The following is a 20,102-nucleotide window of genomic DNA, read 5'->3' on the forward strand; positions in this document are numbered from 1 at the left end:
ACAGATACCATGAAGAAACAGATTATTACCGGACTGTTTGCGGCTTTGGCTGTGGTTACGAGCGCGCAGTCTTTTACCGAATGGCGGAATCCGGAAGTCAATGCCGTAAACCGTGCACCGATGCACACCAATTATTTTGCTTATGAATCGGAAGAGGCTGCCCGTGCAGGAGCCAAAGAACACTCTTCCCGTTTCATGACCTTGAATGGTACATGGAAATTCTTTTGGGTGAAAGATGCTGATGCCCGTCCCACAGACTTCTGGAAACCGGGCTTTAATGATAAAGGATGGAGTGATATGCCTGTTCCCGGGGTATGGGAATTGTATGGCTTCGGCGACCCTATTTATGTAAATGTAGGTTATGCCTGGCGCAACCAGTTTAAGAATAATCCGCCGGAAGTACCCGTTGTGAATAACCATGTCGGTTCGTATCGCCGCGAGATTGTAGTCCCTGCCGATTGGAAAGGCAAGGATATTATAGCCCACTTCGGTTCGGTGACTTCCAATATGTACCTGTGGGTAAACGGTAAGTATGTAGGTTACAGCGAAGACAGCAAGTTGGAGGCGGAATTTGATCTTACCTCTTACCTGAAGCCGGGGCAAGAAAACCTGATAGCTTTCCAAGTGTTCCGCTGGTGTGACGGTACTTATCTTGAAGACCAAGACTTTTTCCGTTACAGCGGGGTAGGGCGTGATTGTTATCTGTATGCCCGTGATAAGAAACGTATCGAAGATATTCGTGTTACCCCAGATTTGGATACCGACTACAAGAACGGGACTTTGCGTGTAACGGTAAGCCTGAAAGGTAACGGTAATACCACTTTGGAATTATCGGATGCCGAAGGTAGGCAGGTGGCAACAGCAGCTGTTCGTGGTAACGGTACTGCCTTGATGAACCTGGATAATCCGCATAAATGGACAGCGGAAACTCCTTATCTTTATACATTGCGTGCCACTTTGCAGGGCAGTAATGAAGTGATTCCCGTTAAAGTAGGTTTCCGTAAGATTGAACTCAAAGATTCGCAAATACTGGTAAACGGCCAACCTGTTCTTTTCAAAGGAGCCAATCGCCATGAAATGGATCCCGACTATGGTTATGTAGTTTCCCGTGAGCGTATGATTCAGGATATTCAGATAATGAAACGGTTCAATTTGAATGCTGTGCGTACCTGCCACTATCCCGACAATAATCTGTGGTATGACTTGTGTGACCAATACGGCATTTATGTAGTGGCGGAAGCGAATATCGAGTCTCACGGAATGGGATATGGAGAATCAACCCTTGCCAAACGTGCCGACTACAAGAAAGCTCATATGGAACGTAATCAACGTAATATACAACGCGGTTTCAATCATCCCAGCATTATCTTCTGGTCGTTGGGCAATGAAGCCGGATATGGTCCTAACTTTGAGGCCGCTTACGATTGGGTGAAGGCGGAAGACCCCAGCCGTGCGTGCCAGTATGAGCAGGCCGGCGTGAAGGGCAAGACGGATATTTACTGTCCGATGTATGCCGGTTATGGCTGGTGCGAGGATTATAGTAAGAATGCCGACTACAAGAAGCCTTTGATTCAGTGCGAATATGCCCATGCTATGGGTAACTCCGAAGGCGGCTTTAAGGAGTATTGGGACTTGGTGCGTAAATATCCCAAGTTTCAGGGTGGCTTTATTTGGGATTTTGTAGACCAGTCTGTACGTTGGACAGGTAAGAACGGCAAGATGATTTATGCTTATGGCGGTGACTTCAATCGCTTTGATGCCAGCGACATTAACTTCTGCGATAACGGTCTTATTAGTCCCGACCGTGTGCCTAATCCGCATATGTACGAAGTGGGACGCATCTATCAGAGTATTTGGACAACTCCTGCCGACTTGCAGCGTGGAGAAATCAATGTGTTCAATGAAAACTTCTTCCGTGACCTTTCCGCTTATTATCTGGAATGGGAGATGCTGAAAGACGGTAAGGTGATGCGCAGCGGCCGTGTGGATGACTTGGATGTAGCCCCGCAACAGACAGCCAAAATCAAATTGGATTTGGGTGCAACTTGCCAATGTGCCGAGTGGTTGCTCAACGTGTCTTATAAGCTGAAGAATCGTGAGGGACTGCTTCCTGCCGGTCATATTGTAGCTAAAAACCAGTTGACGCTGAACGCTTATCAAGCCCCTGCAATGGATTTGAGAAATGTCGAACTGAGTAATGTGGAAGTAACAGTTCCTGCAGTGCAGGAGAATGACTATAATTACCTTATTATTTCCGGTGAGACCTTCCGTATGGAATTCAACAAGCATACCGGGTACTTGACTAAATACGAAGTGAACGGTCAGAATATGATTAAAGAGGGCGAAGCCCTTACCCCTAACTTCTGGCGTGCTCCTACCGATAATGATTTCGGCGCCAACCTGCACCGCAAGTATATTGTCTGGAAGAATCCGGAAATCAAGCTGATCTCTTTCAATCAGCACACCGAGAACAAACAAGTGATTGTGGAAGCCGCTTATGAGTTGTCCAAAGTATCGGCTGCTTTAAATTTGACGTATGTCATCAACAACAATGGCGCTGTTAAAGTCACTCAAAAGATGATTGCCGACAAGAATGCCAAAGTTGCCAATCTTTTCCGTTTCGGGGTGCAACTGCCTATGCCTCGCAGCTTTGAGACTGTAGAATATTACGGTCGCGGTCCGGTAGAGAACTATATCGACCGTAACCATTGCTCCGACCTCGGCATTTATCGTCAGAGCGTGTCGGAACAGTTCTATCCCTATATCCGTCCGCAGGAGAATGGGACAAAGACGGATATCCGTTGGTGGAAAATGCTGGATGCAGCCGGTAACGGTATCGAGGTAGTTGCTACCGCTCCATTCTCCGCATCGGCTTTGCACTATACGATTGAATCCTTGGATGAGGGCTGGAGCAAACAGCAAGGACACTCTCAGGAGGTGGAAGAAGCAGACTTGACTAACCTCTGTATTGATAAGGTGCAGGCCGGTTTAGGTTGCGAGGATAGCTGGGGACGTATTGCCCGGCCCGAATACCAAGTTCCTTATGCTGATTATGAATTTACATTCATTCTGACGCCGGTACGCCATAGTATAGAAATAGAATGAGAAAGTAGGGAATAAACGTATTTCTGTAGGGTTGTACCGTATTAAAAATATCCCATGAGACGTATTTATTTGTTTCATGGGATATTTTTTATCTTGTGAGTTGATTTGAAAAGATAGAAAATGTAGAGTTGATGTTAGGTTCTAAGGGGCATTCATATAGAAAATAGAAAAATGTTATAACGAATTAGCAAAATAATTTGTAAATTCAATTATTATATTTATATTTGCATCGTACAAACACAAATAAGTACTACTAATTCAATAACTAAGTAGAAAACACAATATTGTAATATTGCAAAAACGTTATATCTTAATATATGTCATCACTGAAAAAAATATCGCTAAAAGATATTGCAGAAGCTGCAGGAGTTTCAACTGCCTTAGTTTCATTCGTACTAAATGGTAAGAAGAAAGAATATCGTGTAGGCGAAGAAACAGCCCAGCGTATTTTAAAGATTGCTAATGAAATGAATTATCAACCTAATTTGGCGGCTAAAAGTCTGCGTAGCGGTAAGACGAAAACAATTGGATTAGTGGTTTCTGATATATCTAATCCCTTCTTCTCTCAATTGGCGCGTGTGTTGGAAGATGAAGCTACTAAACAAGGATATACTGTACTTTTTGGAAGTTCGGATGAGGATACAGATAAGATGAGTGTTGTGGTGGGTAACCTTATTAACAAGGGAGTTGATGGGCTGATTATTGTTCCTTGCGAAAATTCAGAGAAAGCTATCGCTTCTCTGATTAATAACAATATTCCTATTGTTTTATTTGACCGTTATTTTCCTGAACTTAATGTTAGTTACGTGGCTCTTAATAATTTTAATGCTTCGTATATTGCAACTAAGTATCTTTTGGATTCGGGATATAATTCTCCTTGCATGGCGGCTTATGATATTAATCTCGTCCATATGAAAGAGCGTGTTCGCGGGTATAAAAAGGCTATGGAAAATGCGGGGAAAAAGAATATGATAAATGTAGTTTTTTTGAAACAGGATACTCCTCGGAAATCGGCAGACCGGATGCTCCCGAAAATGATTGAGGCAGGAGCAGATGCTTTTTTATTTGGAACCAATATGATTTCATTGGCTTGTTTGTATACAATTAAAGATATGGGGCAAGACGTGATTGGCAAAATAGGTCTTGCTGGTTTTGATGGCAATCCGGTATTTGACTTTTTTAATGCTCCTATATCTTATATTCAGCAACCTATAGAGACTTTGGTTCAGAAAGCTCTTGAAATACTTATAGATAGTATTGCAGAGAGGAATGCTGTGCAGTCTGTACTTGCAGAAGGAGTATTTGTTGAGGCTTCTTCATAGAATTTTTTTTTATATTATTGCTTAATCGTTTTAGTTAATTTTTATAGTATTTATCAATGCAAACCTATTTTATCCATGAAAAATTTGAGACTTATTGGTAGTAAAGCAAAAATTGGTATTCGTCCTATTATTGATGGACGACGTGGAGGTATCCGTGAATCGCTAGAAGATATAACTATGACTATGGCTCGTAAGGTTGCCGAGCTATATTCATCGTCTTTGTACCACAGTGATGGAACTCCTGTAGAGTGCATTATTGCGGATGCAACTATTGGCGGGGTAGCTGAGGCGGCTATGGCTGCAGAGAAATTTCGTAATAACGGAGTGGGTGTAATACTTTCAGTAACTCCCTGTTGGTGTTATGGCTTTGAAACTATTGATATGGATAGTGAGATTCCTAAAGCTATTTGGGGGTTTAATGGTACTGAACGTCCAGGTGCTGTTTATTTAGCATCTGCATTGGCTGGACATACGCAAAAGGGGTTGCCTGCATTTGGTATTTACGGACAGGATGTACAGGATATCGGTAATACAGAAATGCCGGAAGATGTACGAGAAAAATTGTTACGTTTTGCACGTGCCGGTTTAGCTGTTGCAGCCATGAAAGGGAAATCTTACCTTTCGATAGGTAGCGTATCTATGGGAATTGCAGGGTCTATCCCTAATCCAGATTTTTTTCAGGAGTATTTAGGAATGCGTAATGAATATGTAGATGCTAGTGAAATAGAACGTCGTATTCAGTTGGGTATTTATGATTATGAAGAGTTTGAACGTGCTATGATATGGACTGAGAAATATTGTAAGAGTAATGAAGGGTGTGATTTCAATCCAAAACATTTAGTCTATTCTCGTGAAGAAAAAAATGTACGTTGGGAATATGTAGTAAAAATGACTCTTATTTTTCGTGATTTAATGATTGGAAATCCTAAATTAGCCGAAATTGGATTTAAAGAGGAAGCTATGGGGCATAATGCGATTGCGGCTGGTTTCCAAGGACAACGGCAATGGACGGATTACAAGCCTGATGGTGATTTTTCAGAGGCTATTTTGAACAGCTCGTTTGATTGGAATGGTATTCGTGAAGCTTTTACATTTGCTACGGAAAATGATACATTAAATTGTGTTTCCATGTTATTTGGACATTTATTGTCAAATACAGCACAAATTTTTGCTGATGTACGTACCTATTGGAGTCCTCACTCCATAGAGAGAGTAACAGGCAAGAAACCGGAAGGCAAGGCTAGCAATGGTTTTATTCACCTTATCAATTCGGGTTCCTGTACTTTGGATGGTACAGGCTGTATGCAACGAGATGGTAAGCCTGTAATGAAGCCCTTTTGGGAAATATCAGAAGAAGATGTGGAAAGATGTCTTGCAGCTACCAAATGGTATCCGGCTTCTCGTGAGTATATGCGAGGAGGAGGCTTTTCTTCTCAGTTCCTTACTCGTGGTGAAATGCCTTTGACTATGTGTCGTTTAAATCTCGTAAAAGGTCAAGGACCAGTCCTTCAGATTGCTGAGGGATGGGCGGTCAATTTAGATGATGATGTATTTAGGATAATTAATGACCGTACTGACCGTACGTGGCCTTCCACCTTTTTTGTTCCACGTCTCACTGGCAAGGGATATTTTCGTGATGTATACACTGTTATGAATAATTGGGGGGCGAATCACGGTGCTATTAGTTATGGACATATAGGTGCAGATTTGGTTACTTTGGCTTCTATGCTTCGTATTCCTGTTAGTATGCATAATATTCCATTCGAAAATGTCTTCCGTCCTAGTGCATGGTCAGCTTTTGGTGAAGATATGGAAGGTAGTGATTATAGAGCTTGTAAAAATTATGGTCCATTATATAAATAAAGAAAAAACACAAGGACAAATCTAATATAGTTAATAACCTCTCTATTGCAAGGTATAAGTTTTCCTTATATCTTGCAATAGATAAAAAAAAATAAAATGGGAAGTTATGCTGATGATGCCCAGTTTATGAACAGGAATGACATTGAATATATTGAGTTGATTTCTGATGATGGAGAATCTAAGGTTATGGTGGTTCCAGCATGGCAAGGGAGAGTTATGACTACATCTGCTGCTGGAGATGCTGGAGATAGTTATGGTTGGATTAATTATTCTTTTATCAAGAAAAAACAAATAAACTTTCAATTTAATCCTGTAGGAGGTGAAGAACGCTTTTGGCTTGGTCCGGAAGGTGGGGTATTTTCTCTATATTTTAAACAAGGAGAAAAACAAACTTATAAAAATTGGAGGGTCCCTTCGGTTTTAGATATAGAGGCTTTCAGCGTACGATCACAAAGCGAAAATCATGTTTGTTTGACCAAAGAGGGGTGTTTGACAAATACTTATGGTACTACTTTTTTTCTGAATATTGAACGAACTATTTCTTTATTAGATATTAATGAAATTGTAGCAAGTTTTAATATTGAAATTCCTGAGGATCTAAAAGTAGTAGCTTATAAAAGTGAGAATCGGATTACAAATATTGGCAATGAATCATGGAGTAAAAAAACAGGACTGATATCTGTTTGGATGCTTAGTATGTTTAATCCTACTCTTACTACCACTGTATTTATCCCTTATAAACAGTCTAAAAAAGGAAAAATTGTAAATGATGAGTATTTTGGTAAAATTCCAACAGATAGATTAATTGTAGAAAATGGAGTTATTTACTTTAAGATAGACGGGTGCTTTCGTTCTAAATTGGGGATACCAGCTTCATGTGCAACTAATTTATGTGGAAGTTATGATTCTTCTAAGGAGGTACTCACTGTTTTATGGTGTGATATTTTTGAAAACTCTTTAAACTACATGAATGGACAGTGGGGAGGCAAAAGAATCCTTACTGCGGTGATGTAATCAATGCTTATAATGATGGACCGACTGAAGATGGTTCTATGATGGGACCTTTTTATGAAATAGAAACTTCTTCTCCTGGTGCAGAATTAGCACCTTATGAGTCGTTAATTCATACACAGAAAATTATTCATTTACAGGGAAACGATAAACAATTAGATTATATAATAAAAAAATTATTTAAAACAGATATATGCGCTATCAAAGCTAAATTTCAATAAGAAGATGATGTGAATGAATTTCAGTTTACAATTGAAAGTTGAATTTATGAAAGCTGGAAGTGGTATATTATATTTAAATATTTGTTTTTGATATTGATACTTACAAAATAGAAGTGAAACTCTTATGTTTCTTTATTTTTTTATTACTTAAATTATATAATATGAAAAAGGTTATTTTTATTATTTTAATAGCTATAATATGTATTTCTACCTATGGACAGGACAATGATAAATATAGATTGAAATATAACAATCCTAATTTGGTAGTAGACTTAGGAGTGGGATTATGGGGTATGCCGATTCCAATTGACTATGATGGTGATGGGCTAATGGATTTATTGATGACATGTCCGTCAACGCCTCATAAAGGGATATTTTATTTCCATAATATTGGAAATAGACAAACCCCACTTTTTGACAAAGGAGTAAAATTGCTAGACACTACTTATAAAGATTTAAGTGTTTCTTATGTGAATGGGAACTTACATATAATTCATAAGGGAGTCGAATATTTGGATTTTAGAAATTCATTGTTTGCGCGACCTCAAAAAATCGAGATCACTGAAAATCCTTTGAAAGACATTGTAAAAGAGCGCGGCAATACATGGGCTTATGTTGATTATGACAATGATGGTGATCTTGATATTATTGTAGGATTAGGTGATTGGGGAGATTATGGTTGGGATAATGCCTATGATGAAAATGGTAAATGGAAAAATGGTCCTCTTCATGGATATGTGTATCTACTGGAGAATAAAAATGGAAGATATATTAATAAAGGAAGAATAAAAGCGGGGAAAAAAGTAATTGATGTTTATGGTGCGCCGACTCCTAACATGTATGATTTTGATGGAGATGGTGATCTCGATTTGATATGTGGTGAATTCGTAGACAAGCTAACTTGGTTTGAAAATATTGGAACACGTGAGGCTCCCCGCTTTGCCGAAGGTCGTTATCTAGAAAATAAAGATGGAATTATTAAATTTCATATTGAAATGATATTACCTGTCGCTGTGGATTTTGATAATGATGGAAATATAGATCTAATGGTGGGGGATGAGGATGGTAGAGTGGCTTATTTAAAAAATACGGGTGTTGTAATTAATAATATGCCACAATTTGAATCTCCTGTTTATCTTCAGCAAAAGGCGGATTGTGTAAAATATGGTGCATTATCTACTCCATTTAGTGTCGATTGGGATAACGATGGACTCGAGGATATTATCAGTGGAAATTCAGCTGGAAATATTTGTTTTATTAAAAATTTAGGTGGAGGTAATGATCCTATATGGGCAGCTCCTGTCAATTTAAAAATAGATGGTGAGGATATTCGTATTCTTGCAGGTAAAAACGGCTCTATTCAAGGTCCATGTGAAGAAAAATGGGGTTATACAACTGTTTCTGTAGCCGATTGGGATGGAGATGGGAAAAAGGATATTGTAGCTAACTCTATTTTGGGAGAAATAATTTGGTATAAAAATACTGGGGATGTTGAGAATTTAAAAGGTCCCTATCGTGTAAAGGTGGATTGGCAAGGAAAAGATGTGCCTAAACCTGTGTGGAATTGGTGGAGTCCAGGTAAAACAGATTTAGTGACTCAATGGCGTACTACTCCCTTTGCTATAGATTGGAATCAGGATGGACTTACAGATCTTATATTGATGGATCATGAAGGATACCTCTGTTTTTATGAGAGATTTGAAATGAATGATGAATTATGGTTAAAACCAGGGAAAAGAATATTTGCAACAGAAGGTGTCATTGCTGGTTCTACAAAAAAACATGCTCCGGTTGTTAATGAACCAGGTCCTCTTCGTTTAAGTGATAAAGTGGCTGGTGCCTCTGGTAGGCGTAAGTTTTGTTTGGTAGACTGGAATAACGATGGACGTTTGGACTTAATTGTAAATACTTTGAATGCTGCATTTCTTGAGAATGTACGTCAATCCGGAGATACTATATATATTAAAAATCAGGGAAATCTTTCCACACTTCGTTTAGCTGGACATACAACAAGTCCTACTCCTATTGATTGGGATAAGGATGGTATATCTGATTTATTGGTAGGTGCGGAAGATGGATTTTTCTATATTATAAAAAATAAAACAAATAAAGAATAATATTATGAACAGATTACTTGAATCTCCTTTGTCGGGTATAATTCCGCCATTAGTAACTCCATTATTAGATAATGACAAGTTGGATATTAAAGGCTTAGAGTGTTTGATTGAGCGTCTTATTGATGGAGGTGTAAATGCTCTTTTTATCCTTGGGACAACAGGTGAAGCACAATGCCTAAGTTACAAACTACGGGAAGAAATGATTCGTGAGACTTGTCGTATCACAGCCAGTCGTCTGCCAGTGTTGGTTTGTATATCAGATACATCTATTGTAGAAAGTGTTAGACTGGCACAGATAGCAGCTAACTATGGTGCTGAAGCTGTAGTTTCTGCACCACCATATTATTTTGCTTCTGCCCAACCTGAATTAGTTGAATTTTATGATAAACTTATTAAAGATTTGCCACTACCTCTTTTTTTGTATAATATGCCTACACATACAAAAGTAAATTTTGCTCCACAAACAATCCATCGTATAGCAGAAAATCCCAAAGTAATAGGGTTTAAAGATAGTTCTGCTAATTTAGTTTACTTTCAGTCAGTAATGCATATAATGAAAGATCATTCAAATTTCTCTATGCTAGTAGGTCCTGAAGAAGTTACCGGGGAAGTTGTGCTGATGGGAGGAAATGGTGGAATTAATGGAGGTGCCAATATGTTTCCTAAGTTATATGTTGCTCTTTATAATGCTGCAAAGAGACATGATTTTGAGGAACTATATCGTTTACAAAAAATTGTGATGCAAATAAGTACTACTGTATATACCATAGGAAAATATGGTTCCAGTTATTTGAAAAGTTTAAAATGTGCTTTATCTCTTTTGGGCGTATGTAATGATTTCGTGGCATCTCCATTTAACCATTTCGAAAAAGAAGAACGTAATCAAGTAAGGATAGCATTAGAAAATTTGAATATGGATCTTGATTTGAAATCATAATTACTAAAAATTATGTCTGTAATAGATACAATAGTATTTCTAATATTTACAGGAGGAGTAGTATTGCTTGGATGTTCTTTCTTTAGTAAGAAACGAACTTCAGATGAATTTACTTCAGCCGGTCGTAGTCTTCCTGGTTGGGTAGTAGGTATGTCTATTTTGGCTACTTATGTAAGTAGTATAAGTTATTTGGCTTACCCCGGGAAAGCATATATGTCCGATTGGAATACATTTGTGTTTAGTCTTTCTATTCCTATTGCTTCTTATTTTGCAGTACGAAATTTTGTACCTTTTTGTTGTAATTTAAATAGTGTTTCTGCATATAGTTTTCTTGAAGAAAGATTTGGTGTATGGGCTAGGTTTTATACATTTATCTGTTATTTGTTGGCTCAGGTAGTGCGTATGGGTTTCATACTTTATCTTTTAGCACTACCTATGAATGCTTTATTGGGTTGGGATATTAAAACAATTATTATAGTTACAAGTGTAGCTATTATCTTTTATTCGATGTTAGGTGGATTAGAAGCTGTAATATGGACCGAAGCTATGAGTCTGTCACCTGCATTATTCACAGATGGATTTTGGAGTGCATACAAAAGTCCATTTCATGCTAATCTAACAATTGTTTTTGGCACAATAATCATATTTTTTGTTGGTTTTATTAGTGCAAACTTATTTGAACACAAGACTCTATGAAAATATGTATAAAAACAGTATTTGTTAACTTAATCATATTCTTAGTTTCTTGTAATGTAAATCATAAAAAAATGTTACAGAAACAATCTGGTATAATGGTATCTTCAGTCAATTGGGATTTAATCCTACATAATTTTAAAGCCAAACCAGATTCTTCAATAAATATGGATTATTTCAGAAATCATTATGAATTATATCCAGAACGTTGGGAAGTGGTGTTTGACTATTTAAATAATTTGAGAGCGGATTCGTTACTGTTGGGAACTGTTAACTTAAGTAATGATGTATATGTAACAATAAGCGAATACCAAACTAAGAAGAAAGAAGAGATTTGGTTTGAATCCCACCGTGAATATATTGACCTACAATACGTAATAGAAGGTAGCGAATATATAGCTCTCAGTCATAATGCAATAGAGAATATTGTTTTATATAATAAAGAAAAGGATATTGCATTTTATACAGCCAATGTGGAGAAGCAGCTCTTGGCTGATTCAACAAGGTTTTTTCTGTTTTTTCCAGAGGATTTACATCAACCTTGCATAAATATAGGTTCAAGTAAATACGTAAAAAAAATAGTAATAAAAATTAAAGTCAGTTGAAGTAGTTTATTTAACATTTGATTAACCATGAAAACAAAACACCCTAAAACAGGAATTCATTTGATTGTCTATAATTTAAAAAAAGAAGCTGATAACGCTTCCATGATCATGACCCGAAATCTATATGTATTTTATACATGAGTTAAATAATAAATATTGACTGATTGTATGCGTCGGAATAATCAGATGCTTTAACTAAATTATATTTAATATTATGAAAGGAAATAAAGAACCGGTATGCAGATTCAGTATGGTCAAGTACAGAGCTAGTGCTTTACTATTGTGCCTATTATGGATATGCATTGATTTATTAGCACAAACATCTCCTGATAAAGTGATAGTGGAGGGTGTAGTTTATGACCAAAGTGGATTTCCGCTGATTGGTGTAAATATTGTAGAGAAAGAAAATGCTTCAAGTGGGATCATTACTGATATTGATGGGCATTTTAGTATGAATGTATCTCGAAACGCTACTTTGGTATTTTCTTATGTTGGTTTTGAGAAGAAAGAACTACAATTGGTTAGTTTAAAATCCTTAACTAATTTAAAGATTGAATTGGAAGATGATACTCAAAAATTGACAGAAGTTGTGGTGGTGGGTTATGGTGTGCAGAAAAAAGCATCAATCGTTGGTGCTATTACTCAGGCTAAAGGTGATGATTTATTGAAGGTAGGAGGAACTACCAATGTATCCAGCGCTCTTACAGGTATGCTTCCTGGAGTTACAGCAATACAGTCGAGTGGAGAGCCGGGTAGTGATCAGGCACAGATAGTCATTCGAGGAAAATCTACTTGGGGAAGCACAGACCCTCTAATTTTAGTAGATGGAATTGAACGTAGTTTTAATGATATTGATCCTAATGAGATTGAGAGTTTATCAGTGTTAAAAGATGCATCTGCTACTGCTGTATATGGAGTAAAAGGTGCTAATGGTGTAATTTTAGTGACTACTAAACGGGGAAAAGAAGGTAAAATTAAAATTAATTTCTCTTCAAATTTCGGTTTGAAAGAGCCTATAAATAATTATGAGGTACTGGATAGATTGACTGCAATGGATTTAGCTAGTGAGGCTCATGCCAATGAAGGACGTTGGGATAAGATCTATAGTGAAACCTATAAAAATAATTGGAGAAATAATACTGACCCTTATTTTTATCCAGAGCTTAATTGGAAAGATTTACTCTATAAGAAGGTTGCTTTTTCGCAACAATATAATTTGAATATGTCTGGTGGAACCTCTTTTGTTAAATACTTTGCTTCTATTGGTTATACAAAAGATGGAGATATTTTTAAAACAGAAAAGCAACCTGAATACGATCCGACTTTCAAATATGAGCGATATAATTATCGTACCAATCTTGATATGGATGTAACTAACTACACTAAAATATCTGTGAACCTTGCTGGAGATATAGCTACTCGTAATCGCCCCCTATCATATATGGGAGGAGATCCATTTAGTTCCTCATCGAGTTCCAACAATTCGAATCTATTTTCTTATATGTATCTAATGCCTAATTATGTTTATCCGTTAAGATATGAAAATGGCATTTTAGGTACAACTTCTATCGGGCGTTGGTGGAATCCCATTTACTCACTGAATTACCAGGGTAGTGCTACTCAGAAAACAAGTAGGTTATTTAGTGATGTAACTTTAAAGCAAAACTTAGATTTTATTACCAAAGGCTTGTCGGTACAGGCAAAGGTTTCGTATAACACTACATTTGCATATAATCGATTGATTAAAAAAGATATAGCTTGTATGTACTGGGAACCAGGGGCTGAGCCTATGTGGTTTCCTAATGATGAATGGGTGGAAAAACCGGCTGTATATGGTGGTGAGACATTAGATTACTCAATCAAAGATTTGTATTATGAAGCTTCGATTAATTATGCTCGTAAATTTGGTGATCATGATCTGTCTGTTTTAGGCGTTTTTAATCGTCGTAATTATGAAACGAAGCGTACTGGAACATCATTGGTTGATTTCCCGAGCTATGAAGAAAGTTGGGTAGGACGTGTTACCTATAATTATAATAATCGCTATTTTGCGGAATTTAATGGAGCATATACAGGTTCTGAAAAGTTTGCTCCAGGTAAGCGTTTTGGCTTCTTTCCTTCTATGGCAATAGGATGGATGATTACGGAAGAACCTTTTATAAAAAAAATGGATTTCTTGAGTTTCTTGACAAAAGCAAAGGTGAGATATTCATATGGTGAAGTTGGTAGTGACCATGGAGCTTCACGCTTTACATATCTTACTCAATATTCTTCTGGTAGTAATGCTACATTTGGTGACGATAAAGCATATAATGATTATATATTATATTTTGAAAGTGGGGCTGCAAATGAGAATGCAACATGGGAAACGGCACGTAAGCAAAACTTAGGTATTGAACTATCATTTTTCAACAAGCTCAATCTTGTCATAGATTTCTTTAGTGAAAAACGTGATGGTATATTAATGAAAAGAGCTAATACTGTTCCCATATGGTTTGGTCAAACTGCTCCATATGCGAATTTAGGTAAGACTAAAAATCATGGTTATGAGATAGAGGCAGAATGGCGTGATAATATTACTGATTTTCAATATTATCTTAAAGCCGGCTTCTCATTTCAAGAAAACAGAGTCGTGTTTCGTGATGATCCCATAAATCGTTTAGAATATCAAAAAAGTGCGGGTAAGCCAATAGGATATTCATCTAGATTGGATCAGATTGATATTAATCGTTCATGGGATGATGTATACAATACACCAGCCTCTATTTGGCAAAATGATTTCAGGCAACCGGGAGATTTTGTTTATAATGATTATAACGGTGATGGTGTAATTGATGATAATGATAAAGTTCCTATGAAATTAACTTCAGATCCAGCTTATACTTATTCATTTACACTTGGATTTAATTATAAGAACTTTGGTTTTAGGGCTTTATTTTATGGAGTAGCTGGAGTTGAAAAACGAACTTCCTTTTTGTGGGAATTTCCTTATGATTATGATATGGCATGGCCTGAAAGTTTAGAACGTTGGCACTGGAATAATGTGAATGCCAATAGACCTCGTTTAAGTATGAAGAATACAGCGCATATTCGTGAGTCTTCAACATATGGTTTGATGGATGCTTCTTATTTTAGATTAAAAACATTAGAGTTATCCTATGATATAAAGGCTGAAGTATTGCGTCGTTTTGTAGGCATAAACAATATGCAGGTTTATGTTAATGGTAACAACTTATTCACGATTACTTCATTTGATAACCGGATCGATCCGGAATCAGGAGGATCGGGCAGTTACCCTTTGACACGTAGATATAATATGGGATTCAGATTAACTTTCTAAATACTAATATATTATGAAAAATAAAAGTATATATCTAATTTTATCAGTCTTCATGCTACTTAGCTCATGTGAAGATTATTTGGATAAATCACCAGATATGGGAATTACAGATAAGGAAGTATTCCAGAATTATTTATCCTATAGAGGGGTTTTAGATAAAGTATATGTATTAACATGTGATCCTTTTCTTTCTACTCATGGTGGAGGACGTTTTGCCTTTGGTGACGAGGGGCTGTGTACTGCAAAAGGAACTTGTCATAGAGATTTGAATGACGGTAATTTTATGCTTACTAAAGATAACTTGGAATTAGGCTGGTACACAGGTGAAGCCATGAATTCAGTGGCTACCAATAAAATGCCAATAATTGCTATGGCTATGCGAAATTTGCGTACTGTTAATTTATGTATTAGTCGTATAGATGATCTGCAAGATGCTACTTCAGAACAGCGTGATCATCTGTTAGGTCAAGCTTATTTTTTTAGGGCTTGGAATTATTTTGAGATAATTCGTCGTTGGGGAGGTATGTTCAAGTTTGATAAAGTATTCCTGTCGGACGATGATATGGATTTTCCTCGTTTGTCTTACCATGAATCAACAGACTGGCTTGTTTCAGATCTTGAGCTTGCATATCAGCTGTTACCAGAGAAATGGGGAGCGTCAGAAAAAGGGCGTGTTACAAAAGCGGCTGCATTGGCTCTTAAAAGTATGGCACTTCTTTATTCAGCCAGCCCTTCAATGTGTCCTGAATTAAATTACAATTATGATCTTGAGATTTGTAAAAAGGCAGCTACGGCAGCATGGGAAGCTATTGATTATATTAATCGAACGGGTTGCAATAGATTAATGCCAGGAAAAACAGCAGAAGAATATTCTAAGATATTTTATAATAAGGATATCATGGCTAGTGATGAGGCCATTTTTTATCAGACTAAAAGAAATGGAAAGCGTGCTATTAGCGAATGGAATGCTAATTTCGTACCGAATTCGATGTGTGCTGCTAATGTACATTGTGCGTCTCCTACACAAAATATGGTAGATATGTTTGAAATGGCTGATGGACGTACGATCAAAGATGCAGGTGCTGATTACGATGATCAAAATCCTTATGTGAATCGTGATCCTCGGTTCTATTATGATATCTTGTACAATGGAGTGAAATGGGGAAATAATAAAGGTGTTCCTCATTATTTCGAATTATGGGAGTATAACACATATGATAACTCAAAATCAGCAGATATGATGGCTCTGTTCTCACAGACATATAATCCGCGTTGTCCATATCTTATTCGAAAATGGTGGCCTGAAACAGCCAATAAGTGGGAAAATGATTATAACTATTATATGCCTGCCATTTATATTAGGGTAGCACAGCTTTATCTTGATTTTGCCGAAGCGGCTAATGAAGCGTACGGACCCGAAACGAAGGTACCGGGTACGGATATGTCTGCTGTAGATGCTATTAATATTATTCGTAATAGAGTAGGAGCTGTTCCGGTTAGAAGTGAATACAAAGCTAATAAAGAAGTTTTCAGAGATCGTATTCGTAATGAAAGAGCCGTAGAGTTATGCTTTGAAGATCATCGTTGGTATGATATCCGTCGTTGGAGAATAGCCAAAGATGTAGTAAAGGTTATTTATAAAGCTGTAATTACTCGGACTGGTAAAGAACAGTTTCGATTTGAATATATGGAACATCCTGATTACAAGCGTGTATTCGAAGATAAACATTATTGGTATCCGATACCTAAGAGCCAAATGGAAATGCTTAATAATGTAGAGCAAAATCCTGGTTGGTAGAAAAATAACTATAAATTTTAATTTGTAGGATATGAAAACATTATATATATATATTATTCTGATGCTTCTGTTGCCATTCTTTTCAGAAAGTAACATTTATGCACAGAAAAAAAGCAAACAATATTCTGAGATAACAGCAAAAGTTGTTGATAAAGAAGGAAATCCGATACAATCGGTAAAAATAACGGTTGATGAAGGTCTTTTTGAGTCGTTTACAGATAAACAAGGAGTATTTTCCCTAAAAGTAACTAATAACAGTACATTAGTATTTGATATGCTTGGATATGATTCTAAATATTTGGAAGTATCCGCAATCAAACAGAATCCTGTAGTAATAATGGAAAAATCTATTCCTTATGGTGGAGTGGAAGACAAAGTAGAACTGCCATTTAGGGAAACTGTAGCTCGGGAAGTAGTGGGTGCCATATCAACTATAGGTGAGGATATTATTTCCAAATCCAATCAAATGAACGTGTTAAACATACTTTCTGGTAAAGCTCCTGGTCTAAATGTATCACAAGTACCAGCGGAACCGGGACGCTCAGCTACTATACTTAATATACGAGGCCTATCTCGTTCTACGACTGATAATGCTCCATTGATTATCATTGATGGTATTGAACGCCCTTTAGAAGATTTGACTCCGGAAGAGATAGAATCAATTACTGTTCTGAAAGATGCTACTTCTAAAATATTATATGGTCCTAAAGCTGTGAATGGAGTGTTGTTAGTAAAGACTAAGCGAGGGATAAAGTATAAAAGGGAACGACAATTTAATATTGAATTTGGAGCACAGCTCCCTGTGCGTATGCCTGAATACTTAAATTCGGCTGATTATGCAACCATGTATAATCAGGCAAGATTTAATGATGGTTTATCACCTTACTATACTCAGGCTGATATTGATGGTTATCGCATGAAAACTAATTCGATACTTTATCCCGACGTTGATTTTCATAAGCTGTGTTTAAATGACCATATGAGTTATAGAAAAGCAATAGCACAGTTTCGTGGTGGAAATGAAGCAGCCCAATATTATGTAAATGCTACCTATGCTGGTTACGGTGGATATGAGGCTATAGGCAATAGCAATACTTCCAATAAATTCAATTTACGCGTAAATCTTGATTATAAAGTAAATGATTGGTTAAAGGCGTTCGTTGACATTGCAGGACAAATGGAGTTTTACACAACTAACTATATGTTAGCTGATGAACTTTTTTTTCGTTTATCTTCACATCGGCCAAACGCTTATCCCGTAAGATTCAGTGACCCAGAGAACTCTGAAACAGAAATTTATGGTGCTATGGAGAATGCTAATCTTGCTTCATCACGTGAAAATATATATGCTGAAATGCTATTAGGAGGTTCTAAAGAAAATACAGTCAGAAAGGGACAAACTAATATTGGTCTTGACTTGAGTTTGGATCGGTATGTCAAAGGGTTAAGTGCCAAAGCTTATGTAACATTTGATGTTTATAACTATTTAGTAGTAGGTAAGAATGAGAATTTTTCTTCCTATCGTCCTCTTTTTAGTAAAAATAGCTTAATAGGAAAAGAATTGCTAACAGTAGAGAAGAAAGTATCTGATAAAAGTAGAATTGAAGACCAAATGTATCGTAACTATGGTTATTTTGGACAACTGAGCTATGATCGTATATTTCGAACAAAACATCAATTAAAATCTGACTTAGTAATATTTCAAAGTAAACGGGAAAATTTGGGATCTTCACAAGATGATGTAAACAGAACTTTTGCGCTTCGTACAAATTATGTGTACAATAAAAAGTGGATTGCAGAATTGGATATGGCGGTAATGGGTAGCTCTCGTTTTGCAAAAGGAAATCGTTATGGCTATTTCCCAACAGTGGGGCTTGCTTGGATTGCTTCAGAAGAAAAATTTTTAAAAGATAAAGAATGGCTTGATTTCTTGAAAATAAAAGCTAGTACGGGGTTATTGGGTACTGATAATTATTTTGATTTTTTCCTATTTGAGTCTCGTTGGAATACTAACCAAAGCACGCATTTTGGTCCCAAACTAGAGGAAGATATAAATACATCAACTTTGGTACATGTAGGAAATCCAGATTTGACATGGGAAAAATCATTTGAAATAAATATTGGAGCAGAAGCATCATTCTTGAATTGTCTAACTGCTAATTTTAACTATTTTAATAATTATCGTTATGACATTCTTACTCCTATTACATCATTTAGTTCTATAAATGGGGGTGAATTGATGTATAGGAATTATGGAAGCGTACGCAATCAGGGAATAGAATTGGCATTAGAATATTCAGGTAATATTGGAAAATTTCATTATTCAATAGGTGGGAATACTATATGGAGCAAAGCTGTATATGAGAAAGCAGATGATATGGAAGGATTACCTTCAAACCGTAAAAAGGAGGGCAAGCCGCTTGATACCTATTTTGGACTGATGGCTGAAGGGCTTTTCAAAAGTAAAGATGAAATAGCTACACATCCTGTACAAGATTTTGGTCCTATACAGATTGGTGATGTAAAGTATACAAATATAAATAATGATAGTCGTATAAATGAGAATGATATGTTGCCAATCGGTAACGAATATCCACGTTTTCAATTTGGTCTGAATATTAATTTGGCATATAAGGGTTTTGAACTTTCTTTATCAGGTTCAGGTATGGCCCAATATGACATATATTTGAACAATTCATATTATTGGATGAGAGAAGATCAGAAATATTCCACATTTGTTAAAGAATATTTTAACCCATCTACTGGTGAGGGTAAATTCCCACGACTCAGCACACAGCAGAACCAAAATAATTACCGTTCTTCTTCTTTATGGATGCGTAGCGGAAACTTTTTCAAGTTACGTGATGCAATGTTTAGTTATTCATTACCTCAGAATATAGCGAATAAGATGACACTAAAACAAGTGAAACTGTTCGTAAGAGGGTCTAATTTATTCACAATTTCTTCCATAAAGGATCTTGATCCAGAATATATTGATGCAGGTGTAACTGGGTATCCTTTCTTCCGCTCATTTACAGGAGGAATTAATGTTGTATTCTAATTGGAAAAACAAATATAAATCTATCGAAT

At 36.7% G+C, this 20,102-nt stretch carries 9 protein-coding genes and 2 pseudogenes; all 11 read left to right on the forward strand.

Annotation, left to right across the window (positions count from 1 at the left end):
- Positions 1-9 precede the first annotated feature (9 nt).
- The 11 genes and pseudogenes from KG118_RS14085 (at position 10) to KG118_RS14135 (ending at position 20,073) form a co-directional block, all read left to right on the forward strand.
- The gene (locus KG118_RS14085) at positions 10-3,105 is read left to right on the forward strand and encodes a glycoside hydrolase family 2 TIM barrel-domain containing protein (protein WP_117710938.1); all 3,096 of its coding nucleotides are present in this window, start codon (positions 10-12) and stop codon (positions 3,103-3,105) included.
- A gap of 317 nt (positions 3,106-3,422) precedes the next feature.
- Complete coding sequence (locus KG118_RS14090) at positions 3,423-4,427, forward strand: LacI family DNA-binding transcriptional regulator (protein WP_117710937.1); 1,005 nt, start codon at positions 3,423-3,425, stop codon at positions 4,425-4,427.
- Between the two features lie 75 nt (positions 4,428-4,502).
- Positions 4,503-6,290 (forward strand): L-fucose isomerase, encoded by a 1,788-nt coding sequence (locus KG118_RS14095; RefSeq protein ID WP_117710936.1) that lies wholly within the window; start codon positions 4,503-4,505, stop codon positions 6,288-6,290.
- A gap of 126 nt (positions 6,291-6,416) precedes the next feature.
- Positions 6,417-7,522: pseudogene (locus tag KG118_RS14100) on the forward strand (DUF6786 family protein).
- A gap of 161 nt (positions 7,523-7,683) precedes the next feature.
- On the forward strand, positions 7,684-9,639 hold the full coding sequence (locus tag KG118_RS14105) for an FG-GAP repeat domain-containing protein (RefSeq protein WP_117710934.1): 1,956 nt from the start codon (positions 7,684-7,686) through the stop codon (positions 9,637-9,639).
- Positions 9,640-9,643: 4 nt separating this feature from the next.
- Positions 9,644-10,576: a dihydrodipicolinate synthase family protein gene (locus KG118_RS14110; RefSeq protein ID WP_117710933.1), complete on the forward strand. Its 933-nt coding sequence runs from the start codon at positions 9,644-9,646 to the stop codon at positions 10,574-10,576.
- Between the two features lie 12 nt (positions 10,577-10,588).
- Positions 10,589-11,125 (forward strand): annotated as a pseudogene (locus KG118_RS14115) (sodium:solute symporter family transporter); the annotation flags it as partial.
- Between the two features lie 218 nt (positions 11,126-11,343).
- Entirely contained in the window at positions 11,344-11,874 is a 531-nt protein-coding gene (locus tag KG118_RS14120) for a YhcH/YjgK/YiaL family protein (protein WP_233514860.1), read from the forward strand.
- 214 nt (positions 11,875-12,088) lie between these two features.
- Positions 12,089-15,214 carry a SusC/RagA family TonB-linked outer membrane protein gene (locus tag KG118_RS14125; protein WP_117710931.1) on the forward strand — a complete coding sequence of 1,042 codons (3,126 nt, stop codon included), beginning with the start codon at positions 12,089-12,091 and terminating at the stop codon, positions 15,212-15,214.
- 13 nt (positions 15,215-15,227) lie between these two features.
- Positions 15,228-17,012: a RagB/SusD family nutrient uptake outer membrane protein gene (locus tag KG118_RS14130; protein ID WP_117710930.1), complete on the forward strand. Its 1,785-nt coding sequence runs from the start codon at positions 15,228-15,230 to the stop codon at positions 17,010-17,012.
- 31 nt (positions 17,013-17,043) lie between these two features.
- Positions 17,044-20,073, forward strand: coding sequence for a SusC/RagA family TonB-linked outer membrane protein (locus tag KG118_RS14135; protein WP_117710929.1), 3,030 nt, complete (start codon positions 17,044-17,046; stop codon positions 20,071-20,073).
- Positions 20,074-20,102: the final 29 nt, after the last annotated feature.

It is taken from the genome of Bacteroides propionicigenes, from assembly GCF_018390535.1.
Classification (GTDB): domain Bacteria; phylum Bacteroidota; class Bacteroidia; order Bacteroidales; family Bacteroidaceae; genus Bacteroides; species Bacteroides propionicigenes.